The organism is Streptomyces sp. NPDC003393 (genome assembly GCF_053589015.1).
In genome coordinates this window covers 122,391-135,752 of record NZ_JBSFRB010000010.1, presented here as the reverse complement: position 1 = coordinate 135,752, position 13,362 = coordinate 122,391, and the positions used below count along the sequence as shown (strand labels likewise).

The 13,362-nt window shown below is 72.4% G+C and carries 12 protein-coding genes; 4 read left to right on the top strand and 8 right to left on the bottom strand.

Features of this window, described 5'->3' with window-relative positions; genetic code table 11:
- Window positions 1–4 precede the first annotated feature (4 nt).
- From ACWDUZ_RS13450 to ACWDUZ_RS13415, 8 genes are all read right to left on the bottom strand, one after another.
- Complete coding sequence (locus ACWDUZ_RS13450) at window positions 5–1,999, bottom strand: NADH-quinone oxidoreductase subunit 5 family protein (protein WP_451631960.1); 1,995 nt, start codon at window positions 1,997–1,999, stop codon at window positions 5–7.
- Window positions 1,996–2,397, bottom strand: coding sequence for an NADH-quinone oxidoreductase subunit NuoK (gene nuoK / locus ACWDUZ_RS13445; RefSeq protein ID WP_451631959.1), 402 nt, complete (start codon window positions 2,395–2,397; stop codon window positions 1,996–1,998). The genes ACWDUZ_RS13450 and nuoK overlap by 4 nt, the downstream gene beginning before the upstream one ends.
- The gene (locus ACWDUZ_RS13440; protein ID WP_451631958.1) at window positions 2,397–3,002 is read right to left on the bottom strand and encodes an NADH-quinone oxidoreductase subunit J family protein; all 606 of its coding nucleotides are present in this window, start codon (window positions 3,000–3,002) and stop codon (window positions 2,397–2,399) included. Before ACWDUZ_RS13440 ends, nuoK begins: the two co-directional genes overlap by 1 nt.
- Window positions 2,999–3,535: a 4Fe-4S binding protein gene (locus ACWDUZ_RS13435; protein WP_451631957.1), complete on the bottom strand. Its 537-nt coding sequence runs from the start codon at window positions 3,533–3,535 to the stop codon at window positions 2,999–3,001. Before ACWDUZ_RS13435 ends, ACWDUZ_RS13440 begins: the two co-directional genes overlap by 4 nt.
- A gap of 110 nt (window positions 3,536–3,645) precedes the next feature.
- Complete coding sequence (locus tag ACWDUZ_RS13430; RefSeq protein ID WP_451631956.1) at window positions 3,646–4,608, bottom strand: complex I subunit 1/NuoH family protein; 963 nt, start codon at window positions 4,606–4,608, stop codon at window positions 3,646–3,648.
- Window positions 4,605–6,086 (bottom strand): NADH-quinone oxidoreductase subunit C, encoded by a 1,482-nt coding sequence (locus tag ACWDUZ_RS13425; protein WP_451631955.1) that lies wholly within the window; start codon window positions 6,084–6,086, stop codon window positions 4,605–4,607. Before ACWDUZ_RS13425 ends, ACWDUZ_RS13430 begins: the two co-directional genes overlap by 4 nt.
- A complete protein-coding gene (locus ACWDUZ_RS13420) occupies window positions 6,083–6,751 on the bottom strand; it encodes an NADH-quinone oxidoreductase subunit B (RefSeq protein ID WP_451631954.1) in 669 nt (222 codons plus the stop codon). Before ACWDUZ_RS13420 ends, ACWDUZ_RS13425 begins: the two co-directional genes overlap by 4 nt.
- A complete protein-coding gene (locus ACWDUZ_RS13415) occupies window positions 6,742–7,134 on the bottom strand; it encodes an NADH-quinone oxidoreductase subunit A (protein ID WP_451632011.1) in 393 nt (130 codons plus the stop codon). Before ACWDUZ_RS13415 ends, ACWDUZ_RS13420 begins: the two co-directional genes overlap by 10 nt.
- 288 nt (window positions 7,135–7,422) lie before the next feature.
- On the opposite strand from ACWDUZ_RS13415, the gene ACWDUZ_RS13410 reads away from it, so the two are divergent.
- The 4 genes from ACWDUZ_RS13410 (at window position 7,423) to ACWDUZ_RS13395 (ending at window position 13,320) form a co-directional block, all read left to right on the top strand.
- Window positions 7,423–8,655 carry a sensor histidine kinase gene (locus ACWDUZ_RS13410; protein WP_451631953.1) on the top strand — a complete coding sequence of 411 codons (1,233 nt, stop codon included), beginning with the start codon at window positions 7,423–7,425 and terminating at the stop codon, window positions 8,653–8,655.
- A gap of 128 nt (window positions 8,656–8,783) precedes the next feature.
- Entirely contained in the window at window positions 8,784–10,166 is a 1,383-nt protein-coding gene (locus ACWDUZ_RS13405; protein ID WP_451631952.1) for a sensor histidine kinase, read from the top strand.
- Window positions 10,167–10,421: 255 nt separating this feature from the next.
- Complete coding sequence (locus tag ACWDUZ_RS13400) at window positions 10,422–11,081, top strand: LuxR C-terminal-related transcriptional regulator (protein ID WP_451632010.1); 660 nt, start codon at window positions 10,422–10,424, stop codon at window positions 11,079–11,081.
- Window positions 11,082–11,391: 310 nt separating this feature from the next.
- Window positions 11,392–13,320 (top strand): 2-oxoacid:acceptor oxidoreductase subunit alpha, encoded by a 1,929-nt coding sequence (locus ACWDUZ_RS13395; RefSeq protein WP_451631951.1) that lies wholly within the window; start codon window positions 11,392–11,394, stop codon window positions 13,318–13,320.
- The last annotated feature ends 42 nt before the right edge of the window (window positions 13,321–13,362 follow it).

Sequence of the window (13,362 nt, the reverse complement as noted above, 5' to 3'; positions counted from 1 at the left end):
CTGCTCACGCTCCCGTGGCGAGAAGGACGGCGGCGACCGTCAGGACGACGGTGCCGGCGAGCAGCGCGCTCACATAGGTCTGCACATTGCCGGTCTGGGCCCGCCGTACGGCGGCTCCGAGCAGCCGGGGCACGGCTCCGGCGCCACGCACGTACGTCTCGACGACCTCGCGGTCGAGGAACCTGACGAGGCTCGCACCGGCCAGGACCGGGCGGACGAAGAGCGTCGCGTACACCGCGTCGAGGTGGAAGCCGGTGGCCGCGTGGCGGTGGAGCGGGCCGAGCAGCAGCCGTCCGGGGTCGGCGGGGTCGGACGCGTAAGCGATGTCGCCGTAGGCGGGCCGGTGGGTGGCGATGGCCTCGGCCTCGACCAGTCCGGCGTCGGCCTCCGGGTGGGCGGCGACCGCACCGAGCGGGACGCGGGCCGCGAGTGCGCTGGTGTGCCGCCAGGCGCCGTAGGTGACGATGCCGCCGACCAGGGCCAGGCCCGTGCCCAGCACGGAGGTGGTCAGGGTCGGGGTGAGGTCGCGGCCGTCGAACCAGTCGGGCAGCACCCGGAAGGTGAATCCGCCGAAGGCGAGGGACGGCACGGCGAGCACCCACAGCACGGCGTTCATGACCAGGGGCTGCCTGCCGTGGTCGGGGGCCTCGGCGCCCCGGCCGCGGAAGGCCAGCAGCCACAGCCGCATCGCGTACGCGGCGGTGAGCAGCGCGGTGAGGAGTCCGGCGACGAGGACGATCCAGCCGGCCGGGCCGGGGGCGTGGCCGGTGTGGCCGGTGGCCACGTGCTCGGCGGCGCCGAGCACGGACTCCTTGGAGAAGAAGCCGCTGAAGGGCGGGATCGCGGCGAGCGCGAGGAGTGCCACGGTCATCGTCCAGTAGGCGTCCGGGACGCGGTCGCGCAGACCGGTCATGCGCGACATGGCGGCCAGTGAGTTGGTGCCGGCGGCGTGGATGACCACGCCGGCGGCGAGGAACAGCAGCGCCTTGAAGGCGCCGTGGGACAGGAGGTGGAAGACGGCGGCGTCGCGGTCACCGACGGCGAGCGCGCCGGTCATGTAGCCGAGCTGCCCGATCGTCGAGTAGGCGAGGACGCGCTTGATGTCGTCCTGGGCGAGCGCGGTGAGCGCCGAACCGGCCATCGTCACGGCGGCCATGACCGCGAGGACCACCATCGCGGCCGAGGATGCCTGGAAGACGGGGAGGAGCCGGGCGACGAAGTAGACACCGGCGGCGACCATCGTCGCGGCGTGGATCAGCGCGGAGACGGGCGTCGGGCCCGCCATCGCGTCGGGCAGCCAGGTGTGCAGCGGGAACTGCGCCGACTTGCCGGCCACGCCCGCCAGGAGCAGCAGGGCGATCAGCGTCGGGTGGTGCAGGCCGCCGCCGGCGACGGCGCCGAGGACGTTGGTGATCCGGAAGGACCCGGTGTCGGCGGCGAGCGCGAACAGGCCGATGAGGAAGGGCACGTCGCCGAGCTTGGTGACCAGGAAGGCCTTGATGGAGGCGGCGCGGGCCTCCGGGGTCTCCCAGTAGTGGCCGACCAGGAAGTAGGAGCAGATGCCCATGACCTCCCAGCCGACCAGCAGCACGATCAGGTCGCCCGAGTAGACGACGAGCAGCATCGCGGAGGTGAACAGGGAGACGAGGGCGGCGTACGACGGGTAGCGCGGGTCGTCGCGGAGATAGCCCGTCGAGTAGATCTGCACGCATGTGGCGACGACGCCGACCAGGACGGCCACGAGCGCGGCGAACCCGTCGATGTGCAGGGCGAGCTCGACGGGGACCGAGCCGGTGGGCGTGAGTTCGGTGGCGGCGTCCACGGCGCCGCCGCCTCCCTGGCCGGCGGCGACCAGCACGGTCAGGACGAGGGAGGCGAGGGTCGGCAGGACCGCGAGCGGGCGGGTGAAGCCGGGGGCCGTGCGGCCGAGCAGCAGGCCGGCCGCGGCGCCCAGGAACGGAAGGAGGGGTACGAGGACGGCGAGGGTGGTCGTGGTCACGCGGTGGCCTCAGCCTTCTCGCCGGCCCGCGCGGTCGCGGCGGCGTCGCTGTCGTGGCCGGAGTCGGAGTCGTCGTCGGGTCCCTCGGCGGCGTCGCGGAGCCGGTCGATGTCCGAGGTGCCGCGGTTGCGGTGGACGGCGAGGACGATCGCGAGGCCGATGCCGATCTCGGCGGCGGCGATGGCGATGACGAACAGGGTCAGGGCCTGGCCGGAGTGCAGGGTCTCGCGGGCGGCCTTGCTGAGCCAGACGTCGAAGGCGACCAGGTTGAGGTTGACGGCGTTGAGCATGAGCTCGACCGACATCAGGACCAGGATCGCGTTGCGCCGGGCGAGGACGCCGTACAGGCCGGTGCAGAACAGGAGGGCGGAGAGTACGGCGGGATAGACCAGATGCATCAGCGGGCGCCTTCCTCGGCCGGCTGCCCGCTCCGGGACTCGCGAGCCCGGGCGGCGGTGGCAGCGTCCGCCTTGGCCTTGCGGGACAGGACGATCGCGCCGACCAGGGCGGCGAGCAGCAGGACGGAGAGGGCTTCGAAGGGCAGCACCCAGTTCTGGAAGAGGCTTTCGCCGGTGACCTTCGTGGTGCCGGCGGCCGCGCCGTCCAGGTCGATCCAGGTGGTGCGGAAGGCGTCGACGACGACCCAGACCAGGGCGGCCGCGGAGGCCATGGCCACGGCGAGGGCGGCCCAGCGGTTGCCGGAGTCGGCGTCCGGGGAGCGGCCGATGGGTGCCCTGGTGAGCATCAGACCGAACAGGAGGAGGACGACGACGGAGCCGACGTAGATGAGGACCTGCACCCAGGCGATGAACTCGGCGGTGAGCAGGAGGTACTCGACGGCGAGGCCGCCGAGGGTCACCACCAGCCACAGGGCGGCGTGCACCAGTTGCCGGGTGGTGACCGTGACGAGCGCGGCACCGAAGGTGGCCAGGCCGACGAGGAGGAAGGTGATCTCGACGCCCGTCGGGGAGAGGAAGCCGTGCTGTGCGGCGGCGAGGGTCACGGCTGGCCTTCTCCTTCCTTCGGTTCGGTGGATCCGGCCTGGCCCTTGGGGCCGGTGGACTCGGCCTGGGCCGCGGCCAGCTTCTCGGCGGTCTTGCGGGCGGCGGCGATCTCCTTGGGCTCCTCCGCGCCGGGGTCGAGGGCGGGCGGGGCCGGGACGGTCCACATCCACTCGCGCAGCTTGTCGCGCTCGTGGGTGAGGTCGCGGATGTCGGTCTCGGCGTACTCGAACTCCGGGGACCAGAACAGGGCGTCGAAAGGACACACCTCGATGCAGATACCGCAGTACATGCACAGGGAGAAGTCGATGGCGAAGCGGTCCAGCACGTTGCGGCTGCGCTCGCGGCCGCCGGGGGTCGCCGCTGGGACCGTCTCCTTGTGGGAGTCGATGTAGATGCACCAGTCCGGGCACTCGCGGGCGCACAGCATGCAGACCGTGCAGTTCTCCTCGAACAGGCCGATCACGCCGCGGGTGCGGGGCGGCAGCTCGGGCAGGGCGTCCGGGTACTGCTCGGTGACGGTCTTCCGCGTCATCGTGCGCAGGGTGACGGCCAGGCCCTTGGCGAGGCCGGAGCCGGGTACCGATGGACGGGGCCGCCCGGAGGGCGTCGTTGAGGGGCGGTGGTCTTGCGACGGGCGGGACACTAGGAGATCACCACCTTGACGATGCCGGTGAGGGCGATCTGGGCGAGGGACAGGGGAACGAGGAGGGTCCAGGACAGCCTCTGGAGCTGGTCCTCGCGCAGCCGCGGGTAGGTGACGCGGAGCCAGATGACGACGAAGGCGAGGACGGCCGCCTTCAGCAGGGTCCACACCCAGCCGAGGCCGTCGGCGCCCCACGGCCCGTGCCAGCCGCCCAGGAAGAGGACGGTGGTCAGACCGCACAGGACGATGATCCCGGCGTACTCGGCGAGGAGGAACAGGGCGAAGCGCAGCCCCGTGTACTCGGTGTAGGCGCCGAAGATGATCTCCGAGTCGGCGACCGGCATGTCGAACGGAGGGCGCTGGAGTTCAGCGAGCCCGGCGACGAAGAAGACGATCGCGCCCACGATCTGCCAGGGCAGCCACCACCAGTGGAAGGCGTCCAGGATGCCGGTGAGGGAGACCGTGCCGGCCGCCATGGCCACGGAGGCCGCGGCGAGCAGCATCGGGAGTTCGTAGGCGAGGAGCTGGGCGGCGGTGCGCAGGCCGCCGAGGAGGGAGAACTTGTTGGCGGAGGCCCATCCGGCCATGAGGGAGCCGAGGACGCCCACGCCCATCACGGCGAGCACGAAGAAGACGCCCGCGTCCAGGTCCTGCCCGACCGCGCCCGGCCCGATGGGAATGGCCAGCAGGACCAGCAGGTACGGGAGGAGGGCGACGGCGGGCGCGAGCTGGAAGATACGGCGGTCCGCGCCAGCGGGGACGACGTCCTCCTTCTGCGCGAACTTCACACCGTCCGCGACCAGTTGCGCCCACCCGTGGAAGCCGCCCGCGTACATCGGGCCGAGGCGGCCCTGCATGTGGGCCATCACCTTGTGCTCGGTCTGACCGACGATCAGCGGGAAGGTGAGGAACACCACGAAGACGATCAGGAGTCGCAGGGCGACGTCGACAGCGTCGTTCACTGCGGGCCTCCTTCGGGACGGTCGGGGTGGGCGGGGTGGGCGGGCTCGTCGGTCTGGTGGGGCTCGTCGGTCTGGCCGGGTTCGTCGGTCTGGCCGGTCTGGCCGGGGTCTTCGCGTGTGGGCTCGGGCTCCGGCGCGGCTTCGGGCGCGGCCTGAGGTTCCGGCGCGGCTTCGGGCTCGGGCACGGCTTGAGGTGCCGGCGCGGCTCCAGGCTCCGGCGCAGGCATCGGTCCCGGCTTCTGTCCAGGCTTCTGTCCGGGCTTCTGTCCGGGCTTCGGTTCCGGTTCGTCGAAGGCCGGGCGTGCGTGATGCCAGGGCGCGTCGGAGCTGCGGGGGGCCTTGGCCGGTGTGGGCGGCCCGGGCTCGTCCTCGGTCGCCGCGCGCGCCCGCCGCGAGGCCGAACCCTCGCTCGCGCTGCGCGCCCGGCGCGGCCGGGACGGTGCCGGGGGAGCAGCCGGCGTCTCGGCCGGGGCGGCGGGCTCGTGGGCCACCGAGGCCTCCGCGGCCGGTCCTTCCGCTGCCGGAGCCTGCCCGGTGGTGCCTTCCGCCGCGGCCTGCTTCCGCGCCGCCGCGCTCTCCGGAGCCACATCACCTTCCGGAGCCACTGCGCTCTCCGGACCCGCGGGGCTTTCCGGTGCCGCCCCTGACGCGGCGGCCCGCTGCTGGCTCGCCGAGCCCTGGCTCGCGCTCCGCATCCGGCGCGGCCTGGCGGCGGCACCCGCCGGCGCCGCACCCGGCGCCGCACCGGCTGCCGGTGCCTCTCCGGCACCCGGTACCGCGGCCGTCTGACTCGCCGAGCCCTCGGCCGCCGTGCGGGTGCGCCGTGCCGGGCGGTCGCCGGCCGCACGGGCCGGGCGTTCGCCCGCCGCCCGGCCGGCGCCCCGCGCCGCACGGGCCGGGGCGGCCGGGAGGCGTCCCTTCATGGGCCCCCACTCGTTGGGGTCGGGGACGCCCGGCGGCAGCATCTGACGGCGCTTGGGACCGCCGTGCTCCGACTCGCCCGGTTCCTTCGCCCCGGGCCAGGCCTTGGCGACCCGGGCGGCCAGGACGAAGTCCTTGCGCAGGGGGTGGCCCTCGAAGGTCTCGGGGAGCAGGAGGTGGTCCAGGGCCGGGTGGCCCTCGAAGCCGACCCCGAACATCTCGTGGGTCTCGCGTTCGTGCCAGGCCGCACCGGCGTACACGTCCACCGCGCTGGGCAGGACCGGCGCCTCGTGCGCGACCGTGGTGCGCAGCAGCAGCCGCCGTACCGGGGAGAGCGCCACCACGTGGGCGGAGATCCGGAAGCCGGTGCCCGGTTCGTCGACCGCGCTCAGCCAGTCGAAGTAGGTGCAGCCCAGCTCGTCGCGGGCGGTCCGCAGCGCGGACACCCACGCGGCCGGCGGTACGTCGACCGTCAGGACCTCGTAGGACTCCTCCGCCGTGGCCTCGGCGCCGAACAGCTCCTCGGCGGGCGCGGGCAGCCAGCCGGTGCCGCTCATCGGGCGTCCCCTTCGCCGGCGGTCCCCGCAGGCCCCGGAGCGGGCGGCTGGACCAGGCCGCTCCGGAGGGCGGCGGCCGAGGGCCGTGCCGGGGCGTTGCCGTAGCGCTCCCCCAGCGACTCGCGCGCGATCTTCTCCTGGAGCTTCAGGATGCCCTGGAGCAGCGCCTCCGGGCGCGGCGGGCAGCCGGGGACGTAGACGTCCACCGGGACGATCTGGTCGACGCCCTTGGTGACGGAGTAGGAGTCCCAGTAGGGGCCGCCGCAGTTGGAGCAGGCGCCGAAGGAGATGACGTACTTGGGCTCGGGCATCTGTTCGTACAGACGCTTGACCGCCGGGGCCATCTTGTCCGTGACCGTGCCGGACACCACCATCAGGTCGGCCTGACGCGGCCCTGGTGCGAACGGGATCACACCGAGGCGGATGAAGTCGTGGCGGGCCATGGACGCGGCGATGAACTCGATGGCGCAGCAGGCCAGCCCGAAGTTGAAGACCCACAGCGAGTAGCGGCGGCCCCAGTTCAGGATGACCTTCATCGGCTCGGGGGCCAGACGCGCGAGCGCGCCCAGCCGCTTCGGCTCCGGCAGGTACACCGGCTCGGCGGCCGAGGGGTCCGCGCCCCGGGCCGGGGCGTTCACATCCGTGGTCGAGGGGTTCACGTCCATGCCAGGACGCCCTTCTTGTATGCGTACAGCAGGCCCACGGCGAGAAAGCCGAGGAAGACGAACATCTCCACCAGCGTCGCTGCGCCGTAGCCGGGGGCGGCGAAGACGGTCGCCCAGGGGAACAGGAAGATCGAGTCGACGGCGAAGATCACGTACAGGAAGGCGTAGACGTAGTAGCGGACCTGGGTGTGGGCCCATCCCTCGCCGACCGGGTCGACGCCGCACTCGTACGTCAGGAGCTTCTCGGGCGTGGGGACCACCGGGCGCAGCAGGCGGCCGGCGCCGAAGGCGACGGCGACGAACAGCACACCCACGACGGCGAGCAGGCCCACGACCGAGTAGGACTGGAAGTAGTCCGCCGCGGCGACGGTCGACCCCCGCACCGTCTGCGGCAACGTCTCAGGCACCGGCCCGTCCCTCGCTCCCTGACCTCGTGGTGTCCGTGACTCCGTGCGCACGGGATTCTGTACGCACGGGAGTCTAGGCCCTGATAAAGAGAGGGTAAGCAGCCCGTCGCACCATGAGACAGGCCCGCCGCAGCGTGAGACGGACCCACCGCGTCCCCTGGGGGAGGGCACCTCGCGCCGCGGGGCGGGGTGGGGTTTTCCCCCGGCGGTCAGGGCGGTCGGCCTCATGGCGTTCAGGGCCCGTCGCACGGCACGCTGACTCGTATGACCGCACGCATCCCTTCCGCCGACCCGGCGGCGTCCGGCGCCGACGACCAGGACCGGGACCGGCTGCCCCCGCCACGCCTCGGCTTCGACCCGATCACGTGGAAGGAGATCGCGCATCTCCTGGTGAACCTGCCCGTGGCGCTGTTCGGCTTCGTCTACGTGGTGACCGCGCTGACCATCGGCACCGGCCTGACCGTCACCGTCGTCGGCTTCCCGCTGCTCGCGGCCGGGCTGATGGGCGCCCGGCAGCTGGGCAGGCTGGAACGGGCCCGGGCCCGGGCACTGCTCGCGGTGCGGATCGACGAGCCGAGTCCGCTGCCGCTGGGCCGCACCAAGGGGCTGTTCAACCGGCTGTGGCTGGCGCTGAAGGACCCGGTGGGCTGGCGTACGGCGCTGTACGACTTCATCCGGCTGCCCTGGGGCATCCTCACCTTCACCGTCACCCTGACGTCGCTGTTCGTGTTGTGGCCGGTGCTGCCGTTCCTCGCGCGGGGCCTGACGAACGTGGACCGGGCGATGGTGCGGGCGCTGCTGTCGCCCTCCGACGAGCTGGAGCGGCGGATCGCGGAGCTGGAGTCGGACCGGGGGGTCGTGGTGGACACGGCCGCCGCCGACCTGCGGCGCATCGAGCGGGACCTGCACGACGGGGCGCAGGCCCGGCTGGTCAATCTGGCGATGGGGCTGGGTCTCGCCAAGGAGAAGCTGCTGGAGGGCCAGGCCGACGACAAGGTCGCGGCAATGGTCGAGGAGGCGCACGGCGAGGTGAAGCTCGCGTTGCAGGAGCTGCGCGACCTGGCCCGCGGCATCCACCCCGCCGTGCTGACCGACCGCGGCCTGGACGCGGCCCTGTCGTCGGTCGCCACGCGCTGCACGGTGCCGGTGAAGGTGACGGTCGACCTGGACGCGCGTCCGGCCGAGGCCATCGAGGGCATCGCCTATTTCACGGTCTCGGAGCTGCTCCAGAACATCAGCAAGCACAGCGGGGCGAGGTCGGCCTCGGTGGACGTGTGGCGGACCGACGACCGGCTGCTCGTCCAGGTGTGGGACGACGGCCGCGGCGGCGCCAGCCTGGATCGCGGCACCGGCATGCGCGGTCTGGCGGAGCGGCTGGGCGCCGTCGACGGGCTGTTCGTCGTCGACTCGCCGGAGGGCGGTCCGACGACGATCACGGCGGAACTGCCCTGGCGTGACCGGTCGGGCGTCCCGGGCACGCACGCCCGCGAGGGGTAGGGAAAACCCCCCGCCCAGGAGGCCGACACGCTCCATGGCCCCGTCACCTGCGGTCCAGCAAGCTGGAGGAGTGCCGGCGGAAGCGCGCGCACCACGACGAGCAGGACGAGGGGAACGGGACGACGCCGATGGCCACTCAGTACGGATCGCACCAGTACGGATCGCAGTACGGACAGCGGTACGGGTCCTACGACGGGACCGGCTTCGCACCCGGGGACGCCGGCCGGCGGCACCGGCTGCCCGCCGGGCTGCGAGCGCCGTTCGAGGCCCGCAGCGGGCGGGAGTTCCTGTACGTGCTGCTCGGCCTGCCGATCGCCGTCGTGCTCTTCACCTACGCCGTCACGATGGTGTCGCTGGGCGGCGGTCTGCTGGTGACGTTCCTGGGGATCCCGGTGCTGGCGGCGGCGCTCGCCGGCTGCCGCGGGTTCGGCATGCTGGAGCGGGCGCGGGCGCGCGGGCTGCTCGGCCTGGAGGTGGCCGAACCGGAGCCGCTGCGTCCGCGGTCCGGCAACGGGCTGCTGGCCTGGACGGGAGCGGTGCTGAAGAGCGGCACCTCCTGGAGGTCCCTGCTCTACGCCCTGGTGCAGTTCCCGTGGGCGGTGTTCTCCTTCGTGGTCGCCGTGACCGTCTGGTCGGTGGGCTGGACGCTGCTGACCTACCCGCTGTGGTTCTGGGTCTTCCCGGTGTGGGTCGGCCAGGGCGGCATCCAGCTCTACGGCGACGAGCACCACCGGATCTACGTCGACAACCCGTTCGAGATCACGGTGACCGCGCTGGTGGGTCTGCTGTTCACGCTGGCCACGCCGTGGATCGTCCGGGCGCTGACGACGGTGGACCGGGTGATGGTGCACGGGCTGCTCGGGCCGTCGCGGCTGTCGGCGCGGGTGGTGGAGCTGGAGTCGGACCGGGGGGTCGTGGTGGACACGGCCGCCGCCGACCTGCGGCGCATCGAGCGGGACCTGCACGACGGGGCGCAGGCCCGGCTGGTGGCGCTGGCGATGGATCTGGGGCTGGCGAAGGAGAAGCTGGCCGAGGACCCGAACGCGGCGGCGCGCATGGTGGACGAGGCGCACGGCGAGGTGAAGACCGCGTTGCAGGAGCTGCGGGACCTGGCGCGCGGGATCCACCCGGCGGTCCTGACGGACCGGGGTCTGGACGCGGCGCTGTCGGCGGTCGCCTCGCGCTGCGCGGTGCCGGTGCGCGTGGAGGTGGACCTGGCGGAGCGGCCCGCGCCGGCGATCGAGGGGATCGCGTACTTCACGGTGTCCGAGCTGTTGCAGAACATCAGCAAGCACAGCCGGGCGCGTGCTGCCTCGGTGGACGTGTGGCGCTCGGAGAACCGGCTGATGCTCCAGGTCATGGACGACGGGGTGGGCGGCGCCGACGTGTCCGCCGGGTCGGGGCTCGCGGGGCTGACGGAGCGGCTGGACGCGGTGGACGGGATCCTGGTCGTCGACTCCCCGGCCGGGGGGCCCACCCGGGTGACGGCGGAGCTGCCCTGGCGGCGCTGAGCGCGCGGAAACAGCACCCGGAAACAGCCGGCGGGGCCCGGTGGGCCGCGGCCGTACGGTCGCGGCCCACCGGGCCGCATCATGCGCACGCGCCCTCTCGGCAGCCCCGCGGTCCCGGTGAGCCTCCGCTTCACCGCGCCGGGCGCGTCACGGTCCGAATGCTGGAATGCTGGACCGTGACGTGGCCGTTCCCTTGTGGACGGCCGGAAGACCGAGCCAGCGGGTTGTGGGGGGCCGAGGAACGTGGAGGACAGAGTGCGGGTGGTCATCGCCGAGGATTCAGTGCTGCTCAGGGAGGGCCTGACCCGGCTGCTGACCGACCGCGGACACGAGGTCGTGGCCGGTGTGGGCGACGCCGAGGCGCTGGTGAAGACCATCACGGAGCTGCACGACCAAGGGGAGCTGCCCGACGTCGTGGTGGCGGACGTGCGGATGCCGCCGACGCACACCGATGAGGGCGTACGGGCCGCGGTGCGGCTGCGCAAGGCGCATCCCGATCTCGGGGTGCTGGTGCTCTCGCAGTACGTGGAGGAGCGGTACGCGACCGAACTGCTGGCCGGATCCAGCCGCGGGGTCGGCTATCTGCTCAAGGACCGCGTGGCCGAGGTGCGCGAGTTCGTGGACGCGGTGGTCCGGGTGGCGCAGGGCGGCACCGCCCTGGACCCGGAGGTGGTCGCCCAGCTGCTCGGGCGCAGCCGCAAGCAGGACGTGCTGGCCGGTCTCACCCCGCGGGAGCGCGAGGTGCTGGGCCTGATGGCCGAGGGCCGGACGAACTCGGCGATCGCCCGGCAGCTGGTGGTGAGCGACGGGGCGGTGGAGAAGCACGTCAGCAACATCTTCCTGAAGCTCGGTCTGTCGCAGAGTGATGGGGATCACCGGCGTGTTCTGGCCGTCCTCACCTATCTCAACTCCTGACCGGTTGAAACTGTGTCAGTCAGGGTCGATCGGAATGTCGAGCCGACCACGAGCGCGACGAGAGAGCGGGCGCGGAACGTGCTGAGCGGTGAGCGCGCACCGGGCGTGCCGAAGGAGGTCCGAGCAGCCGGCAGGGCGTGACAGAGCGCGGCCGGCACGCATTGGAAGATCAGGGCATGGGACCGTCTCACGGGTGCGTCCAGCATGCGAACGGCGCAGGGAGGGCGAACCTGACGGTCGTAGGGTTGAAGCCGGGAAGGTCTTGGGCAAGGCCGCTCCCACACAGCCGCCTCGAAGGAGGTCCAGTTCAGTGACCAGCCAGGTCAGCAGTCCAGCGGAGCAGGCCGACGGAGCCGTCGTAGGGGAGCAGCGCAGGGCGGCCGGGACGAAGGGCGTCCGGCGTCTGGACCGCGTGATCATCCGCTTCGCGGGTGACTCGGGTGACGGTATGCAGCTCACCGGCGACCGGTTCACCTCGGAGACCGCGTCCTTCGGCAACGACCTGTCGACGCTGCCGAACTTCCCGGCCGAGATCCGCGCCCCCGCAGGCACCCTGCCGGGCGTGTCCTCCTTCCAGCTCCACTTCGCCGACCACGACATCCTGACCCCGGGCGACGCGCCGAACGTGCTGGTGGCCATGAACCCGGCCGCACTGAAGGCGAACATCGGCGACCTGCCGCGCGGCGCGGAGATCATCGTCAACACCGACGAGTTCACCAAGCGGGCCATGCAGAAGGTCGGCTACGACGCCTCTCCGCTGGAGGACGGCTCGCTGGACAGCTACCAGCTGCACCCGGTGCCGCTGACCACGCTGACGGTGGAGGCGCTGAAGGAGTTCGACCTGTCCCGCAAGGAGGCCGAGCGCAGCAAGAACATGTTCGCGCTGGGCCTGCTGAGCTGGATGTACCACCGGCCGACCGAGGGCACCGAGAAGTTCCTGCGGTCGAAGTTCGCGAAGAAGCCGGACATCGCGGCGGCGAACATCGCGGCCTTCCGGGCCGGCTGGAACTTCGGCGAGACGACGGAGGACTTCGCGGTCTCCTACGAGGTCGCCCCGGCGGCGAAGGCGTTCCCCGTCGGCACCTACCGCAACATCTCCGGCAACCTGGCCCTGGCGTACGGACTGGTCGCCGCCTCCCGCCAGGCGGATCTGCCGCTGTTCCTCGGGTCGTACCCGATCACGCCGGCCTCGGACATCCTGCACGAGCTGTCCAAGCACAAGAACTTCGGTGTACGGACCTTCCAGGCCGAAGACGAGATCGCGGGCATCGGGGCCGCGCTCGGCGCGGCCTTCGGCGGTTCCCTGGCGGTGACCACGACGAGCGGCCCGGGTGTGGCGCTCAAGAGCGAGACCATCGGGCTCGCGGTCTCCCTGGAGCTGCCGCTGGTCGTCGTCGACATCCAGCGCGGCGGCCCCTCCACGGGCCTGCCGACCAAGACCGAGCAGGCGGATCTGCTCCAGGCGATGTACGGCCGCAACGGCGAGGCCCCGGTCCCGGTCGTCGCCCCCCGCACCCCGGCGGACTGCTTCGACGCGGCCCTGGAGGCGGCGCGCATCGCGCTGACGTACCGCACTCCGGTGTTCCTGCTCTCCGACGGCTACCTGGCCAACGGCTCCGAACCCTGGCGGATCCCCGAGTTGGAGGAGCTGCCGGACCTCAGGGTGCAGTTCGCGCAGGGCCCCAACCACACGCTCGCCGACGGCACCGAGGTGTTCTGGCCGTACAAGCGGGACGCCAGGACGCTGGCCCGCCCGTGGGCCATCCCGGGCACGCCGGGCCTGGAGCACCGCATCGGCGGCATCGAGAAGCAGGACGGCACGGGCAACATCTCCTACGACCCGGCCAACCACGACTTCATGGTCCGCACCCGCCAGGCCAAGGTCGACGGCATCGAGGTGCCGGACATCGAGGTCGACGACCCGGACCAGGCGCGCACCCTCGTCCTCGGCTGGGGATCGACGTACGGGCCGATCACCGCGGCCGTGCGCCGGCTGCGCGCGGACGGCACGGCGATCGCGCAGGCCCACCTGCGTCACGTCAACCCCTTCCCGAAGAACCTCGGCGCGGTGCTGGCGCGCTACGACAAGGTGGTCGTCCCCGAGATGAACCTCGGGCAGCTCGCGACGCTCATCCGGGCGAAATACCTGGTGGACGCCCACTCGTACAACCAGGTCAACGGCATGCCGTTCAAGGCCGAGCAGCTCGCCGCCGCTCTGAAGGAGACCATCGATGGCTGAGACGACCGCACGCGGAGCGAGCGCCGGCACCGAGACGGACGC